The 14,857-nt window shown below is 60.7% G+C and carries 14 protein-coding genes; 10 read left to right on the top strand and 4 right to left on the bottom strand.

The features are described 5' to 3' along the window. The first annotated feature begins 39 nt into the window (after window positions 1–39). Together bfr and AC3Z8Y_RS04950 are read left to right on the top strand one after the other, a co-directional pair. Window positions 40–519 (top strand): bacterioferritin, encoded by a 480-nt coding sequence (gene bfr, locus AC3Z8Y_RS04955; RefSeq protein ID WP_225775045.1) that lies wholly within the window; start codon window positions 40–42, stop codon window positions 517–519. A gap of 107 nt (window positions 520–626) precedes the next feature. Further along, window positions 627–1,849, top strand: a protein-coding gene (locus AC3Z8Y_RS04950; protein WP_490086788.1) for an IS3 family transposase whose coding sequence is annotated in 2 segments (ribosomal slippage) — window positions 627–978 and window positions 978–1,849 — 1,224 coding nt in all. Because the reading frame shifts where the segments join, the coding sequence is not laid out codon by codon here. A 52-nt stretch (window positions 1,850–1,901) separates the two neighbouring features. On the opposite strand, the gene grxD is transcribed toward AC3Z8Y_RS04950, so the two are convergent. After that, window positions 1,902–2,243 (bottom strand): Grx4 family monothiol glutaredoxin, encoded by a 342-nt coding sequence (gene grxD, locus AC3Z8Y_RS04945; protein ID WP_490088694.1) that lies wholly within the window; start codon window positions 2,241–2,243, stop codon window positions 1,902–1,904. 128 nt (window positions 2,244–2,371) lie between these two features. Beyond that, window positions 2,372–2,665, bottom strand: coding sequence for a hypothetical protein (locus tag AC3Z8Y_RS04940; protein WP_040261033.1), 294 nt, complete (start codon window positions 2,663–2,665; stop codon window positions 2,372–2,374). A gap of 337 nt (window positions 2,666–3,002) precedes the next feature. Between AC3Z8Y_RS04940 and argF the strand changes: the two genes are divergently transcribed. Beyond that, window positions 3,003–3,923, top strand: a complete 921-nt coding sequence (gene argF, locus AC3Z8Y_RS04935; protein WP_490088693.1) for an ornithine carbamoyltransferase — start codon at window positions 3,003–3,005, stop codon at window positions 3,921–3,923. Beyond that, window positions 3,920–4,987, top strand: a complete 1,068-nt coding sequence (locus AC3Z8Y_RS04930) for an ABC transporter ATP-binding protein (RefSeq protein ID WP_490088692.1) — start codon at window positions 3,920–3,922, stop codon at window positions 4,985–4,987. The genes argF and AC3Z8Y_RS04930 overlap by 4 nt, the downstream gene beginning before the upstream one ends. A 19-nt stretch (window positions 4,988–5,006) precedes the next feature. On the opposite strand, the gene AC3Z8Y_RS04925 is transcribed toward AC3Z8Y_RS04930, so the two are convergent. Together AC3Z8Y_RS04925 and ybaK are read right to left on the bottom strand one after the other, a co-directional pair. Continuing rightward, a complete protein-coding gene (locus AC3Z8Y_RS04925; protein ID WP_490088691.1) occupies window positions 5,007–5,813 on the bottom strand; it encodes a PhzF family phenazine biosynthesis protein in 807 nt (268 codons plus the stop codon). A 33-nt stretch (window positions 5,814–5,846) separates the two neighbouring features. Further along, entirely contained in the window at window positions 5,847–6,317 is a 471-nt protein-coding gene (gene ybaK / locus AC3Z8Y_RS04920) for a Cys-tRNA(Pro) deacylase (RefSeq protein WP_181117285.1), read from the bottom strand. Between the two features lie 275 nt (window positions 6,318–6,592). Here ybaK and AC3Z8Y_RS04915 point away from each other — a divergent pair, with 275 nt between their 5' ends. The 6 genes from AC3Z8Y_RS04915 to aauR all read left to right on the top strand — a co-directional run bounded on the left by AC3Z8Y_RS04915 (window position 6,593) and on the right by aauR (window position 14,803). Beyond that, a complete protein-coding gene (locus AC3Z8Y_RS04915) occupies window positions 6,593–7,456 on the top strand; it encodes an MIP/aquaporin family protein (protein ID WP_490088690.1) in 864 nt (287 codons plus the stop codon). A gap of 45 nt (window positions 7,457–7,501) precedes the next feature. Continuing rightward, on the top strand, window positions 7,502–8,983 hold the full coding sequence (gene glpK / locus AC3Z8Y_RS04910) for a glycerol kinase GlpK (protein ID WP_490088689.1): 1,482 nt from the start codon (window positions 7,502–7,504) through the stop codon (window positions 8,981–8,983). Window positions 8,984–9,066: 83 nt separating this feature from the next. Beyond that, entirely contained in the window at window positions 9,067–9,825 is a 759-nt protein-coding gene (locus AC3Z8Y_RS04905; protein ID WP_490088688.1) for a DeoR family transcriptional regulator, read from the top strand. Window positions 9,826–9,994: 169 nt separating this feature from the next. Next, entirely contained in the window at window positions 9,995–11,524 is a 1,530-nt protein-coding gene (gene glpD / locus AC3Z8Y_RS04900) for a glycerol-3-phosphate dehydrogenase (protein WP_490088687.1), read from the top strand. A gap of 82 nt (window positions 11,525–11,606) precedes the next feature. Beyond that, on the top strand, window positions 11,607–13,460 hold the full coding sequence (locus tag AC3Z8Y_RS04895; RefSeq protein ID WP_490088686.1) for a sensor histidine kinase: 1,854 nt from the start codon (window positions 11,607–11,609) through the stop codon (window positions 13,458–13,460). Beyond that, window positions 13,457–14,803 (top strand): two-component response regulator AauR, encoded by a 1,347-nt coding sequence (aauR, locus tag AC3Z8Y_RS04890; RefSeq protein ID WP_490088685.1) that lies wholly within the window; start codon window positions 13,457–13,459, stop codon window positions 14,801–14,803. Before AC3Z8Y_RS04895 ends, aauR begins: the two co-directional genes overlap by 4 nt. The last annotated feature ends 54 nt before the right edge of the window (window positions 14,804–14,857 follow it).

Here is a 14,857-nt window from a genome sequence, read left to right as displayed (position 1 = left end):
GCAAACTTTCGGGCATCTGCACCTGCACAGGCAAAAATCATGAAAGGTGACGTCAGCGTCATACAGCATCTCAACCGCGTTCTCGGCAACGAGCTGATCGCCATCAACCAGTATTTCCTGCATGCGCGCATGTACGAAGACTGGGGCCTCAACAAGCTTGGCAAGCATGAGTACGACGAGTCCATCGATGAGATGAAACACGCCGACAAGCTCATCAAGCGCATTCTCTTCCTGGAAGGTATTCCCAACGTTCAGGAACTGGGCAAGCTGTTGATCGGTGAGCATACCCGCGAGATGCTCGAATGCGACCTGAAGCTTGAGCAGAAAGGCGTGATGGACCTGCGCGCGGCCATTGCCCACTGCGAAACCGTAGGGGACTACGGGAGCCGTGACCTGCTCGAGGATATCCTCGAATCCGAGGAAGAGCACATCGACTGGCTGGAAACCCAGCTGGGCCTGATCGACAAGATCGGTATCGAAAACTACCTGCAGTCCGGGATGGGCGAAGAAGACGCCTGACGTTCCCGAAGGCAATAAAAAAGCCCCGCAAGTGCGGGGCTTTTTTTATTCCAGTGTCCCGTCCTGAATAAGGTTTACACCTTCTGACCTATCTTCAGGAGGAGCCAATGGATTCGGGCAAAAGGCGGAGCCAGCGTGACTACACGCTAGCCTTTAAATTATCGGTCGTAGACCAGGTCGAAAAGGGCGAGTTGAGTTATAAAGAGGCTCAACGGCGCTACGGCATTCAGGGCCGGTCCACGGTACTGGTCTGGCTACGCAAGCATGGCCGGCAGGACTGGAGCCAAGGCGCCTCAATTCGAGAGCCGAGGAGCAGGTCCGTGACCGAGCCAACTCTCCCGCTGACACCCGAGCAGCGGATCAAAGAGCTCGAAGAGCAGCTGGCGCTAAGCAATCAGAAGGCGCAATTCTTCGAAGCCGTCGTGAATGTTCTGAAGAATGACTATGGTGTTTCCGTCGTAAAAAAGCGACCCGGCAAGTCCTCTCGCAAGGGCAAATCCAAGGCCTGAGCATCACCAGGGCTTGCCTGTTCATGGGCATTTCGCGCCAAGCGTATTACCAACGTAATCGAGCTTTTGACGCGAGGGCTCGTCAAGATCAAGAGGTCATGGACTTTGTTCTTGAAAAGCGCCGCCGCCAGCCCAGGATAGGCACGCGTAAGCTGCATTACCTGATGAGCGTCGAAGTCGGCGCGCCAGTGCAGGTCGGTAGAGACCGCCTATTTAGCATCTTGCGCAACGCTCGAGAACTGGTGGTGCGCAAACGGGCTTACCATAAAACGACGGACAGCCATCACCGCTTTCGCCGCCATCCGAACTTGCTCAAAGCGGGCCTAGGGCAAATCGTTGCCAGCAGGCCCGAGCAGGTCTGGGTCGCAGATATAACCTACCTACCGACACAGGAAAGCGTCGCCTACGTGAGCCTCGTGACAGACGCTTACTCGCGCAAGATCGTGGGACATCATGTGCATGAGAGCTTGCATACCGAGTCGGTGATCAAAGCGATGGAAAAAGCAGTTAGCGAACGCCGAAGCAGGCTGCCACTGATCCATCACTCAGACCGTGGAGCCCAATACTGCTCTGAGCTTTACCAGGGCTTACACGCTAGCCATGACGTCAGATGCTCAATGACCGACGGCTATGACTGCTACCAGAATGCTCTGGCAGAGAGGGTAAACGGGATCTTGAAGACCGAGCTTTTGCTATGGCGGCCTAAAAATCTGGCGGAAGCAGTGAAAATGGTGGATGAATCGGTGCTGATCTACAATGCGGAACGGCCACACCTGTCCCTGAAATACAAAACGCCCGATGCGGTGCATCGGGCGTTTTGAGACTGAAACAGGTGTAAACCTATTTCAGGACTAGACACAGGCCGTCAGGCGTTCACGCGCCAGCTTGAGGCTCTGCCGTTTTGGCGACCGCGCCCTTGATCAGGGTTTGCAGCTCGCCGTTGGCGGCCATCTCGGCAACGATATCGCTACCGCCTACCAGTTCGCCCGCTACCCACAGCTGGGGGAAGGTAGGCCAGTTGGCGTACTTGGGCAGGTTGGCGCGAATTTCGGGATTCTGAAGAATATCCACGTAAGCGAATTTCTCGCCGCAACCCATCACCGCTTGCACCGCACGCGCGGAGAAGCCGCATTGCGGGGCGTTGGGCGAGCCCTTCATGTAAAGCAGGATGGTGTTGCTGGCGATCTGGTCTTTGATGGTTTCAATGATATCCATGGGCACCTCAGGCTTGGCTACTCGACACCTGCGCGTCGACACGTGCCGCCATTGTAACGGAAAGCCGAGTGCAACGCTCGGTCTTCACCCGGCTGGCCTGTGCTCGCACCCGCTCCAGACAGCAGTGCCTATTGCATTGCATTGCCGGAAGGCGGGCTGAGCATTTCGATCTCGGTAATGGTTTCGACTTCATCCTGCGGGACATGTACGCCGGTCATCTCGCCGATGATTTGCCAGTGGGCGTCCAGCTCCGAGCTGATAGTCGCCATTCGATCGATCATATGCCGACCCGCCTCGCGGGCTACCTTGTCTTCGCTTCGCAGCAACTCGAACGACATGGTGGTGATCGATGCGGTCAGATGGGTCAGCGTGCGGGCCGTTAACCCAAGCAACTCCATCAACTGTTTTTCCTTCGCTTCCATTCGGGACTCCCTGTGTCGCGTGGGGCGCATTATCACCCACGGCAGAGCGTTGTGGAATGCTGTCATGTCAAAGCAGCCTTTGATGTGACACCCTTCATGAAACGGACTCCACCTTGCGGCCGGCGTTCACCCCGACAGCGACGAATGGCGCGCTGACATGCTCGGCAATGGTATGGCGTTGAAAATCTGTGACAGCCGTTGGTAATAGGCGACATTTTTTTATACCATCGCGTCCTCCTTAACGATTCGCCGCCCTGTGCGGCCTTCGCCGACAGGTGCTCGCCTCCCCAGGGTCAGCGCGGCCCTGTGTCCGGCATGTTGCAAAAAGGTAGTCAAAATGAGCGCCAGGCACTTTCTTTCCCTTATGGATCTCAGCCCCGACGAACTCTCGCGGGTGATTCGCCGAGGAATCGAGCTCAAAGGCCTGCGCGACCGAGGCGTGCTGCACGAGCCGCTGAAAAACCGCGTACTCGGGATGATTTTCGAAAAATCCTCAACGCGCACGCGCGTGTCATTCGAGGCGGGAATGATTCAGCTCGGTGGCCAGGCAATCTTCCTGTCATCGCGAGACACGCAGCTGGGCCGTGGCGAACCGGTCGAAGATTCCGCCATCGTGATGTCGAGCATGCTCGACGCCGTAATGATCCGCACCTTCGCTCATTCCACTGTTACGACATTCGCGGCACATTCCCGCGTACCGGTGATCAACGGGCTGTCGGACGATTCGCACCCCTGCCAATTGCTGGCGGACATGCAAACCTACCTCGAGCATCGCGGCGCCATTCAGGGCAAGACCGTGGCGTGGATCGGCGACGGCAACAATATGTGTAACAGCTACATTGAAGCTGCCGTGCAATTCGATTTTCACCTGAACGTGGCATGCCCCGAGGGGTATGAACCCGATGCACGCTTCCTGGCACAGGCTGGCGATCGCGTGACGCTACTGCGTGACCCCCGCGAGGCAGTCCGCGGCGCACACCTCATCAGTACGGATGTGTGGACCTCCATGGGCCAGGAGGATGAAGCCGAACAGCGGCTGGCGCGGTTCAAGCCTTACCAGGTCACCAAGGAACTGCTCGATCTGGCCGCTCCGGACGTGGTATTCATGCACTGCCTGCCTGCCCACCGCGGCGAAGAGATCAGCCACGATCTGCTCGACGACCCGCGATCGGTCGCATGGGATCAGGCAGAAAACCGCCTGCACGCCCAGAAAGCGCTGCTTGAATACCTCGTCAAACCTGCCATCCGAGCCGAATGAACGCCTCCGCATTATTGAGCTTGAACGCCCTGGCCTGCGGTTATGCCGGCCAGCGCGTTGTCCAGAACCTCGACCTGCACCTTGCCCCGGGCGAAATTGGCTGCCTACTGGGCGCCTCCGGCTGCGGCAAAACCACCACGCTGCGAGCCATTGCCGGCTTCGAGCCTGTGCACGAAGGAGAGATTCGCCTTGCCGGCGAAGTGATCTCCAGTCACGGCTACACGCTGGCCCCGGAAAAACGTCGTATCGGGATGGTGTTCCAGGACTACGCCCTGTTCCCCCACCTTACAGTTGCCCGGAATATAGCGTTCGGCCTGGGCAAGCGCGCCGACGCCACACAGGTGATCGGCGAGATGCTGGAGCTGGTCAAGTTGGAAGGGCTGGGAGAACGCTTTCCCCATGAGCTGTCCGGTGGGCAGCAGCAACGCGTCGCGCTCGCTCGGGCGTTGGCACCCCAGCCCCAGCTGCTATTGCTGGATGAGCCCTTCTCCAACCTTGATGTGGAACTGCGCCGCCGCCTGAGCCGTGAGGTGCGCGATATCCTGAAGGGCCGTGGCATCAGTGCGATTCTGGTGACCCACGACCAGGAGGAAGCCTTCGCGGTAAGCGACAAGGTCGGGGTTTTCCGCCGCGGAAACCTCGAGCAATGGGATACGCCTTACAACCTGTACCATCAGCCGCAAACGCCTTTCGTGGCCAGTTTCATCGGCCAGGGATATTTCATACGCGGTGAGCTCACCAGCCCTACCACGGTTCATACCGAACTGGGCGAGCTGCGCGGTCACCGGTCTTATGATTGGCCCACCAACGCTGCGGTAGATGTGCTCCTGCGCCCCGACGACATCGTGCTGGCACCCGACAGCGGCCTGCGAGGGCAGATCACCGGAAAGAGTTTCCTGGGGGCGTCCACGCTCTATCAGTTGCGCTTACCCACCGGAAGCCAGGTCGAAGCATTGTTCCCCAGCCACGCCGATTACCCTGTTGGCGAAGCTGTAGGCATTGCTGTCGCGGCCGAGCACCTTGTGCTGTTCGAAGCGCCTGGCAGCGTTCCGGTTCACCTGTAGCCCGCCGTGGCATCGCCGCTCAGGCGGCTCCATGCTCGACACCCACCCCCGCGAGCAAACGCCCGGAAGCCATCAGCGTCACCTGGCCCCCAATGTGCACCCGCTCGCCCGCCAACCGGCAGGCCAGTTGGCCACCGCGGCGGGAGCATTGGTAGGCGCTGAGCGTGTTCTTGCGAAGCCGCCCGGCCCAGTAGGGGACCAGGCTACAGTGAGTTGTGCCGGTTACGGCATCTTCCGGAATGCCCAGGCGGGGCGCAAAGAACCGCGACACGAAATCGTGCTGCTCACCCCGCGCGGTAATCACTACCCCGATCCACATCAGCCGCTCCAAAGCCGCGAAGTCGGGCTGGCAGGCGCGCACCGCCGCCTCGGACTCCAGCACCACGAACAACTCATTGGCGCCTAGCACGTCGATGATATCCACGCCCAATGCACGCTGGACGTCAAGGCTTACACCCTCCTCGTCGGGGTACTGGGCAGGCAGGTCCAGCCACAAGCGCTCGCTGTCACGGCTCACGATGAGCGGGCCGCTGCGGCTGATGAACTCCAGCGTGTCCGACGCTTCAGCGTAGATCAGCTGCAGTACATGGGCTGCGGCCAACGTGGCGTGACCGCACAGTGGCACCTCCACCCGCGGGGTAAACCAGCGAATGCGCCACCCTCCACCTTCACGAACCACAAAGGCGGTTTGTGAAAGGTTATGTTCAGTGGCTATCCGCTGCAGCAGCTCATCGGGCAGCCAGCGGTCCAGCCGATACACAATGGTCGGATTGCCGCCAAAGGGGCCGCTCGAAAACACATCAACCTGGTGATACTCCAGATGCATACACCCCCCTGATGCACTCCACCATCTACCCGTTCAGCCTTTCCCGATAGCCGCGAACGCAGCTGTAGTGAGAGTGGCCAATGCGCTGGCGGGCAGTTCAACTTCCAGGCCACGTCGCCCGGCACTGACGAATATAGTTTCGAAGCCGCTTGCGCGCGCGTCGATGAACGTTCGCAGGCGTTTCTTTTGTCCCAGGGGGCTGATACCCCCGAGCAGATAACCCGTGGCCCGCTGAGCGGCCAGGGGATCGGCCATGTCGCACTTCTTCACCCCCGCAGCCTGGGCCAGTGCCTTGAGGTCCAGGCTCCCCACTACGGGCACTACCGCGACCAGCAGCTCATGGCGTTCGCTGGCGGCAAGCAATGTCTTGAATACCCGCTCCGGCTCCAGCCCAAGCTTCTCGGCAGCTTCAAGCCCATAGGAAGGCGCTTTGGGATCATGCTCATAAGCATGGACCTGATAGGTAACGCGGTGTTTCTTCAACAGGTCAATGGCGGGGGTCATGGTTTCGACGGCAACCGAAGCAACGATTTGAAACCCAAGCTTATATGCAAAGACGAGGATTGGCGTGGCTCGCGCGCTCGGGCAAGGTTTTGACTCAAAAAGGTTCGAATCCGATCTTTACATACGCATTTACTGGTTATATTTTTTCGTTTACGAATGCACGGCAGAACCTTTTTGCCGTAAGTCCGTCTATTCCGTCCGAGAACGTCCCCCGGCTGATTCTGTGGCCACGCCGCGTGACGGTACGCTGAACAACAACAAAAATGAGGTACTGGATGTCCAACGATGCAAGCAAGCCCCTGCTGTCCGGCCAGTGCACGGCCGAGTTCCTGGGCACTGCCCTGCTGATCTTCTTCGGAACCGGCTGCGTCGCGGCTCTCAAGGTTGCCGGCGCCAGTTTCGGGTTATGGGAAATCAGCGTGATCTGGGGCCTAGGCGTAAGCATGGCGATCTATCTCACGGCTGGAGTGTCCGGTGCGCACCTCAACCCGGCTGTCAGTATCGCCCTGTGCCTGTTCGGTGATTTTGAACGGCGCAAGTTGCCGTTTTATATCGTCGCGCAAGTGGCGGGTGCGTTCTGCGGAGCGGCCTTGGTGTACACCCTGTACAGTGCGCTTTTTTTCGAATATGAACACGCCCACCAGTTGGTAAGGGGCACCGAGGCGAGCCTGGAGTTGGCAAGTGTCTTCTCTACCTACCCCAACGCCGCGCTGAGCGATGGCCAGGCGTTCCTTGTTGAAGCGGTGATCACTGCCATCCTGATGGCCGTTATCATGGCGCTTACCGATGACAATAACGGCCTGCCGCGCGGGCCTTTGGCCCCCTTGCTGATCGGGCTGCTGATTGCCGTGATCGGTAGCGCCATGGGGCCGCTGACCGGCTTCGCCATGAACCCGGCACGGGATTTCGGCCCGAAACTGATGACCTTCCTCGCGGGTTGGGGCGACATTGCCTTCACCGGTGGCCGCGAGCTTCCCTACTTTGTGATCCCCATCGCCGCTCCCATTCTGGGCGCATGCTTCGGGGCAGTAAGCTATCGCCTGCTGCTGGCGCGCCATCTCCCGGCCGCCTCCCCCGCGAGCCATACTTCCAGCACGGCCGAAGATCCAACAAAAGAGGCCGATGCGCGCGTGTCCTGACCTGCGTGACAGTCGACCCAACCAACAACAATCAAGGCAACCGCCATGACCGACAAGAATTACATCATCGCCCTTGACCAAGGCACTACCAGTTCCCGCGCGATCATCTTCGACCGGGATGCCAACGTTGTCTGCTCTGCCCAGCGAGAGTTCGCTCAGCACTATCCGCAACCGGGCTGGGTAGAGCATGACCCGATGGAAATCTTCGCCACACAAAGCGCGACCATGGTAGAGGCGCTCGCCCAGGCCGGCCTCAGCCATGCTCAGGTGGCGGCACTGGGCATCACCAACCAGCGGGAAACGGTCGTGGTATGGGACAAGGCCTCCGGCCGCCCGATCCACAACGCTGTCGTGTGGCAGTGCAGGCGCAGCACCGAAATCTGCGAACAGCTCAAGCGTGACGGCTTCGAGGATTACATTCGAGAAACCACCGGGCTGGTCATCGACCCCTACTTCTCAGGCACCAAGGTCAAGTGGATTCTCGACCATGTGGAAGGCAGCCGGGAACGCGCCCGCCGCGGTGAATTGCTGTTCGGCACGGTGGATACCTGGCTGATCTGGAAATTCACCGGTGGCAAGGTGCACGTCACCGACTACACCAACGCTTCCCGCACCCTGATGTTCAACATCCATACGCTGCAGTGGGATAAACGGATGCTGGAGGTGCTGGACATCCCTGAGCAAATGCTCCCGCAGGTGCGTTCGTCGTCTGAAGTGTATGGCCAGACCAAAAGCGGCATCGACATCGCAGGTATTGCCGGCGACCAGCAGGCTGCACTGTTCGGCCAGATGTGTGTCAACCCGGGCGAGGCCAAGAACACCTACGGCACGGGTTGCTTCCTGCTGATGAACACCGGCAGCAAGGCGGTATCGTCCCGCCATGGCCTGCTCACGACCCTCGCTTGCGGCCCGCGTGGCGAAGTGGCCTACGCGCTGGAAGGCGCGGTGTTCAATGGCGGTTCCACCGTGCAATGGCTGCGCGATGAACTGAAGGTGGTCAATGACGCCCTGGACACCGAGTACTTCGCCACCAAGGTGAAGGACAGCAATGGCGTTTACCTGGTGCCCGCCTTTACCGGCCTGGGCGCGCCCTACTGGGACCCGTACGCTCGCGGCGCGTTGTTTGGCCTCACCCGTGGCGTGAAGGTGGACCACATCATCCGGGCTGCCTTGGAATCCATCGCCTATCAAACCCGCGATGTACTCGATGCCATGCAACAGGATGCCGGTGCGCGTCTGAGTGCGCTGCGCGTGGATGGCGGCGCGGTAGCCAACAACTTCCTGATGCAATTCCAGGCCGACATCCTTGGCACACCGGTAGAGCGGCCGCAAATGCGCGAGACCACGGCCCTGGGTGCAGCGTATCTGGCTGGCCTGGCCTCTGGCTTCTGGGGTAGCCTCGACGAGCTGCGCAACAAGGCGGTGATCGAGCGCACGTTCACGCCACAGATAGACGAAGCTAAGCGGCAAGCCAGTTACGCGGGCTGGCAACGCGCGGTCGAGCGCACCCGCGGCTGGGCCGAATGACCGCCCTGCCCGCACCGGGCTAGCGAAACCGGGGGGCGCTGCGGCATCATGGGAAAATTTTGTTACTGCGACAAGGACTTCCCATGAACCTGCCCCCCCGTCAGCAGCAGATCCTCGAACTGGTGCGAGAGCGCGGCTACGTGAGCATCGAAGAGATGGCTCAACTGTTCGTGGTCACGCCGCAAACCATCCGCCGGGATATCAACCAGCTCGCCGAAGGCGGGCTGTTGCGCCGCTATCACGGTGGCGCCGCCTACGACTCCAGCATCGAAAACACCGCATACGCCATGCGTGCCGACCAGATGCGCGATGAAAAACAACGGATCGCCGAAGCCATCGCGGCTCAGATCCCGGACCACGCCTCGCTGTTCATCAATATCGGCACCACCACCGAATCCATCGCCCGCGCCTTGCTCAACCACAACCAGCTGAAGATCATCACCAACAACATCCATGTGGCGTCCATCCTCAGTGGCAAGGAAGACTTCGAGGTGCTGCTGGCCGGCGGCACCGTGAGGCGTGACGGCGGCGTGGTGGGCCAGGCCTGCGTAGACTTCATCAGCCAGTTCAAGGTGGACTACGCGCTGGTCGGCATCAGCGGCATCGACGAAGAAGACGGCAGCCTGCTGGATTTCGACTACCAGGAAGTGCGGGTCTCCCAAGCCATTATCGCCAATGCGCGGCAGGTCATCCTTGCTGCCGACTCGAGCAAGTTCGGGCGCAACGCCATGGTACGGCTGGGCTCGATTGCCTTGATTGACTGCCTGGTAACGGACAGCCCGCCCACCCCGGCCCTCGTCCAGCAGCTCAACCAGCACAAGGTGCGGCTAGACGTGGTGTGAAGTTCAGCCCCGGCCAAAGGTTCCGCGGATTTTCATAATTGTTGTTTTTCGCTCACCCGATGAAGATTTTCAATCATCAGCGGGTAGCGGCTGCGCGAATGATGGGCTACCATTTTCGAAAATGAACATTTGATGTTCGGATAAATTTCGAATCCGCCTGGAGGCCCACATGCCCGATACCTCAGCTTCGACCGAAACCCTTTACGACGTTGCGGTGATCGGCGGCGGTATCAATGGCGTGGGCATCGCTGCCGATGCTGCTGGCCGAGGGTTGTCGGTGTTCCTTTGCGAAAAGGACGATCTGGCCAGCCATACGTCGTCCGCCAGCAGCAAGCTGATCCATGGTGGGCTGCGTTATCTGGAGCATTACGAATTCCGCCTGGTGCGCGAAGCCTTGGCTGAACGTGAAGTGCTGCTGGCCAAGGCGCCGCACATCGTCAAGCCCATGCGTTTTGTGCTCCCCCACCAGCCGCACCTGCGGCCGGCCTGGATGATCCGCGCAGGCCTGTTCCTTTACGATCACCTGGGCAAGCGTGAGAAACTTCCGGCCTCTCGAAGCTTGCGCTTCGGCCCCCGAAACCCGCTCAAGGCCGACCTCAAGCGCGGGTTCGAATACTCAGACTGCTGGGTAGACGATGCTCGGCTGGTGGCCCTCAACGCCATGGCCGCGCGAGAGCACGGTGCTCACGTACGCACTCGCACGCGGTGCCTGCAGGCCCAGCGCAACAATGGTGTGTGGGAAGTGCAGCTCGAAGGCGCCGCCGGCGAGCGTTATACAATTCGCGCCAAGGCATTGGTGAATGCTGCCGGGCCATGGGTCGCGCGTTTCATACGCGAAGACCTGAAGCTGACCTCGCCTTACGGCATTCGCCTCATCCAGGGCAGCCATTTGATCGTTCCGCGCCTCTATGAAGGCGAGCACGCCTACATTCTGCAAAACACTGACCAGCGCATCGTATTCGCGATTCCTTACCTTGATCGCTTCACCATCATCGGGACCACCGATCGCGAGTACACCGGTGACCCGTCCAAGGTTGCGATCACGCGCGAGGAAACGGACTACATCCTCAAGGTGGTCAACGACCACTTCAAGCATCAGCTTACCCCCGAGGACGTAGTGCGTACGTATTCCGGGGTGCGCCCATTGTGCAACGACGAGTCTGATAACCCATCGGCCATCACCCGCGACTACACCCTTGCCCTAAGCCACGAGCCCGGCCAGGCGCCGTTGCTGTCGGTGTTCGGCGGCAAGCTCACCACTTATCGCAAGCTGGCGGAGTCGGCCATGGCACAGCTCAAGCCCTTCTTCCCTGAAATGGGCGCGGGCTGGACCGTCAGCGCGCCCCTGCCCGGTGGCGAAGGCATGACCACGCCAAAGGCACTGGCCGGGGAATTCCAGGCATGCGCCCCCTGGTTGCCTGCCGCCCTGGCTGCGCGGTGGTCCGTCACTTATGGCGCACGTGGCTGGAAGCTCCTGGAAGGCTGCGAACGTTTGTCCGACCTGGGCCAGCTGTTTGGTGAAGGCCTCTACAGCCGTGAGGTCGATTACCTCGTTCAAGAGGAGTGGGCTCGCTCGGCCGAGGACATTCTCTGGCGGCGGACCAAGCTGGGGCTGTTCCTCGACGATGCCGCGCAGCAGGGGCTCGAGAACTACCTTTCCCGGGCGGTTATCGGCAACGGCAACCACCGCGCCGCCTGAGCCATTGAGCTCCGCCAGCATTGGCGAGCGGGTGTGCCTGTGTTGAAATGGCGCCCCGCTTGCCAATACCACTCTCGCTGCCGTGATTACCCCATTCATTCGTCGGTGGCTGCTGCTGCCACTGGCTGCCCTGGCCATTCCCGGGATAGGCCTGGCCGGCTACCTGTTGAGCGAAGCCATCGGTTTGCGCAACCAGGCAGACAGCGGCGCTCGCCAGTTGGAGCTTCACGCCCGCGCGGTCGAAAGCGAGCTCGATAAATACACCTACCTTCCCAGCGTGCTCGAGCTTGAGCGTAGCGTGCGTGACCTGCTCACCAACTCCACGCCTGAGGGACGGGAAACCGTCAATGTCTACCTGGACGGGTTGCAGGTGCGCAGCGCTAGCCGCGCCATCTTCCTGATGAACCTTCAGGGCCACGTCGTTGCCAGCAGCAACTGGCGTGAGCAAGACAGTTTCGTAGGGGAGGACCTGTCGTTCCGCCCGTACTTCAAGGATGCGATCGAGGGGCGGCCAGGGCGCTATTACGGAGTGGGCAGCACCACGGGCGAGGCGGGTTATTTTCTGGCCCATGGGTTACGCGACCACGGCACATTGATTGGCGTGGCGGTGGTCAAGGTTCGCCTTGACGCGCTCGAAGCACGCTGGCAAAAGGCCCGGCTGGAAGCCTTCGTCAGTGACGAAAACGGCATCATCATCCTGTCCAGCGACGCCACTCGCCGGCTGAAGTCGGTCGAACCACTGGACGCCGAGCATCGTGAACGCCTGGCGCGCAGCCTGCAGTACTACTGGGCACCGTTGAGCGAGTTGCAACCCCTTGAGCGCGAGCCGCTGGGCGCTGGAGTCGAGCGGCTTACGCTCAACCGAGAGGATGGTGGCGGCCATCTGCGCCCCGCCCGCTACCTGGCTCAAAGCCTGTCAATTACCGATACGCGTTGGCGTATGACCCTGCTCACGCCGCTCAAGGACCAGCGTCGAGAGGCCATCATCCACGGCATTCTGGCAGCGATCGCCTTTGCATTGATGGCGATCGTATTGATCGCTCGCAACGAGCGCCGCAAAGTGATCGCTACCCGCCTGGCGGCGCGCGAGGCATTGGAGGCAGCGAACAGCCTGCTGGAAAAGCGAATCGCCGATCGCACCCAGGACCTGCGCAACAGCAACGAACGCCTCAAGGAGCAGATCCGCGAGCGCCGCCAGGCCGAACAGACCCTGCGCCGTGCCCAGGATGATCTGGTGCGGGCCGGAAAACTGGCCGCAATCGGCCAGATGTCCACCAGCATTGCCCACGAACTGAACCAGCCACTGGCCGCATTGCGAACGCTGTCGGGGAATACAGTGCGGTTTCTGGAGCGCGGCCGCCTCGACGTTGCCAGTACCAACCTGCGCACCATCAATGACCTGGTTGATCGCCTTGGGCGGATCATTGCCAGCCTGCGAGCATTCGCCAGGGGCAGTGAACACAGCGGCCGCGCCCAGGTTGGCGTCGCGGTGGACACCGCTCGCGGCGTGCTGGATCAGCGCCTGCAAGCGCGGCCGCTGACGCTGGCCTGCACGCTGGAACCAGCACAAGTAAGCATCGACCAGACGCGACTTGAACTGATTCTTATCAACCTGATCGGTAATGCGCTCGATGCGCTGGATGGCGAAACGGCTCCCCGAATAGACATAACAGGGCAGAGCATGGGAACGCAGTATCAGCTCACCGTCAGCGACAATGGCCCGGGTATTGATGCCGAGAGCCGCGCGCACCTGTTTGAGCCGTTTTTCACCACCAAGCCTGGCGAGCAAGGGCTTGGCCTGGGGCTCACGCTTTCAGCGCAGCTCGCTGCGGCGGCAGGTGGCCAACTGCGCCTTGACACCGGGGCAGCCCCTGGTGCCAGCTTTACCCTCATTCTGCCGTTGTATAACGCACAGCCCGGGAACGCCCAGCCATGAAAGCACCCTTGAGCGTATTGATCGTCGAGGATGACCCTCATGTATTGCTGGGTTGCCAGCAGGCCTTGGGGCTTGAAGACATTCCTAGCGAAGGCGTGGCCAGCGCGGAGCTCGCGCTTGAACGGGTGGGTGCGGATTTCCAGGGCGTGGTCGTGAGTGACATCCGCCTACCGGGCATGGACGGCCTTCAATTACTGGCCAGGCTGAAGGCCATCGACGCCAGCCTTCCTGTGGTATTGATCACCGGGCACGGCGATGTCGCCCTTGCGGTTAGCGCCATGCGCCAGGGCGCTTACGATTTCATGGAAAAGCCTTTCTCCCCGGAGCGGCTGGTGGAGGTGGTAGGGCGGGCATTGGAGCAGCGTGCCTTGGCGCTTGAGGTGTCGTTACTGCGCCGCCGGCTCGCCAGCCGTGAAGCACTGGACCAACGCTTGATCGGCGGTTCCGCAGCCATGAGAAGCCTGCGTGAAACCATCAACAATGTGGCCGACACCCCGGCCAATGTGCTCATCACGGGTGAGACGGGCACCGGGAAGGAGCTTGTTGCCCGCTGCCTGCATGATTTCAGCCGACGCGCTTCCCAGCCTTTCGTTGCCTTGAATTGCGGAGCGTTGCCCGAGCCGATGTTCGAAAGCGAAATATTCGGCCATGAACCTCACGCGTTCAGTGGTGCCGCCACATCACGCATCGGAAAGGTCGAGCATGCTCACGGGGGTACGCTGTTCCTGGACGAAGTTGAAAGCATGCCCGGCCCGCTTCAATTGAAGATGCTTCGTGTATTGCAGGAGCGGACGCTCGAGCGGCTCGGTTCCAACCAGCCAGTGAACGTGGACATTCGCGTACTGGCGGCTACCAAGGCCGACCTGGCCCAGGGCAACCACGAAGGTTACTTACGCAGCGATTTCTACTATCGGCTGAACGTGGTCACCCTCGCCATCGCTCCGCTGCGGGAGCGACGGGAAGACATACCCGAATTGTTCGACCACTTTGTGCGTCAGGCCGCGCTGCGGTTCGACCGTGAGGTGCCGCTACCGACGCCCGCCACGCTCTCGGCGCTGGCCAGTCACAGCTGGCCAGGCAATGTACGCGAGCTGCGCAATGTGGCCGAGCGCTACGCCCTCGGGCTGCCGCTGTTCAAACAGGGGCATGCCCAGGCGCCACGGCTGAGCTTCGCCGATGCCGTGGAGGCATTGGAGCGCAACCTGCTGGAGGAAGCCCTGAGTGCGAGTGGGGGTAACCTGACCCAGGCCAGCCAGGTACTGGGCATGGCCAAGACCACCTTGTTCGACAAGGTGAAGAAATATCGCCTCACTGAAACAGCCCGCGAGCCCAGCACTAAATAACACCGGCACCTGCCGCGCGCTCGCTTGAATGTCGGCTTCCCTGTTTAGCGGAGC

The organism is Pseudomonas sp. 3MAES_34.3B (assembly GCF_058145875.1).
Note: the sequence above shows the minus strand (reverse complement) of the source record. Positions and strands in the feature narration are given on the sequence as shown.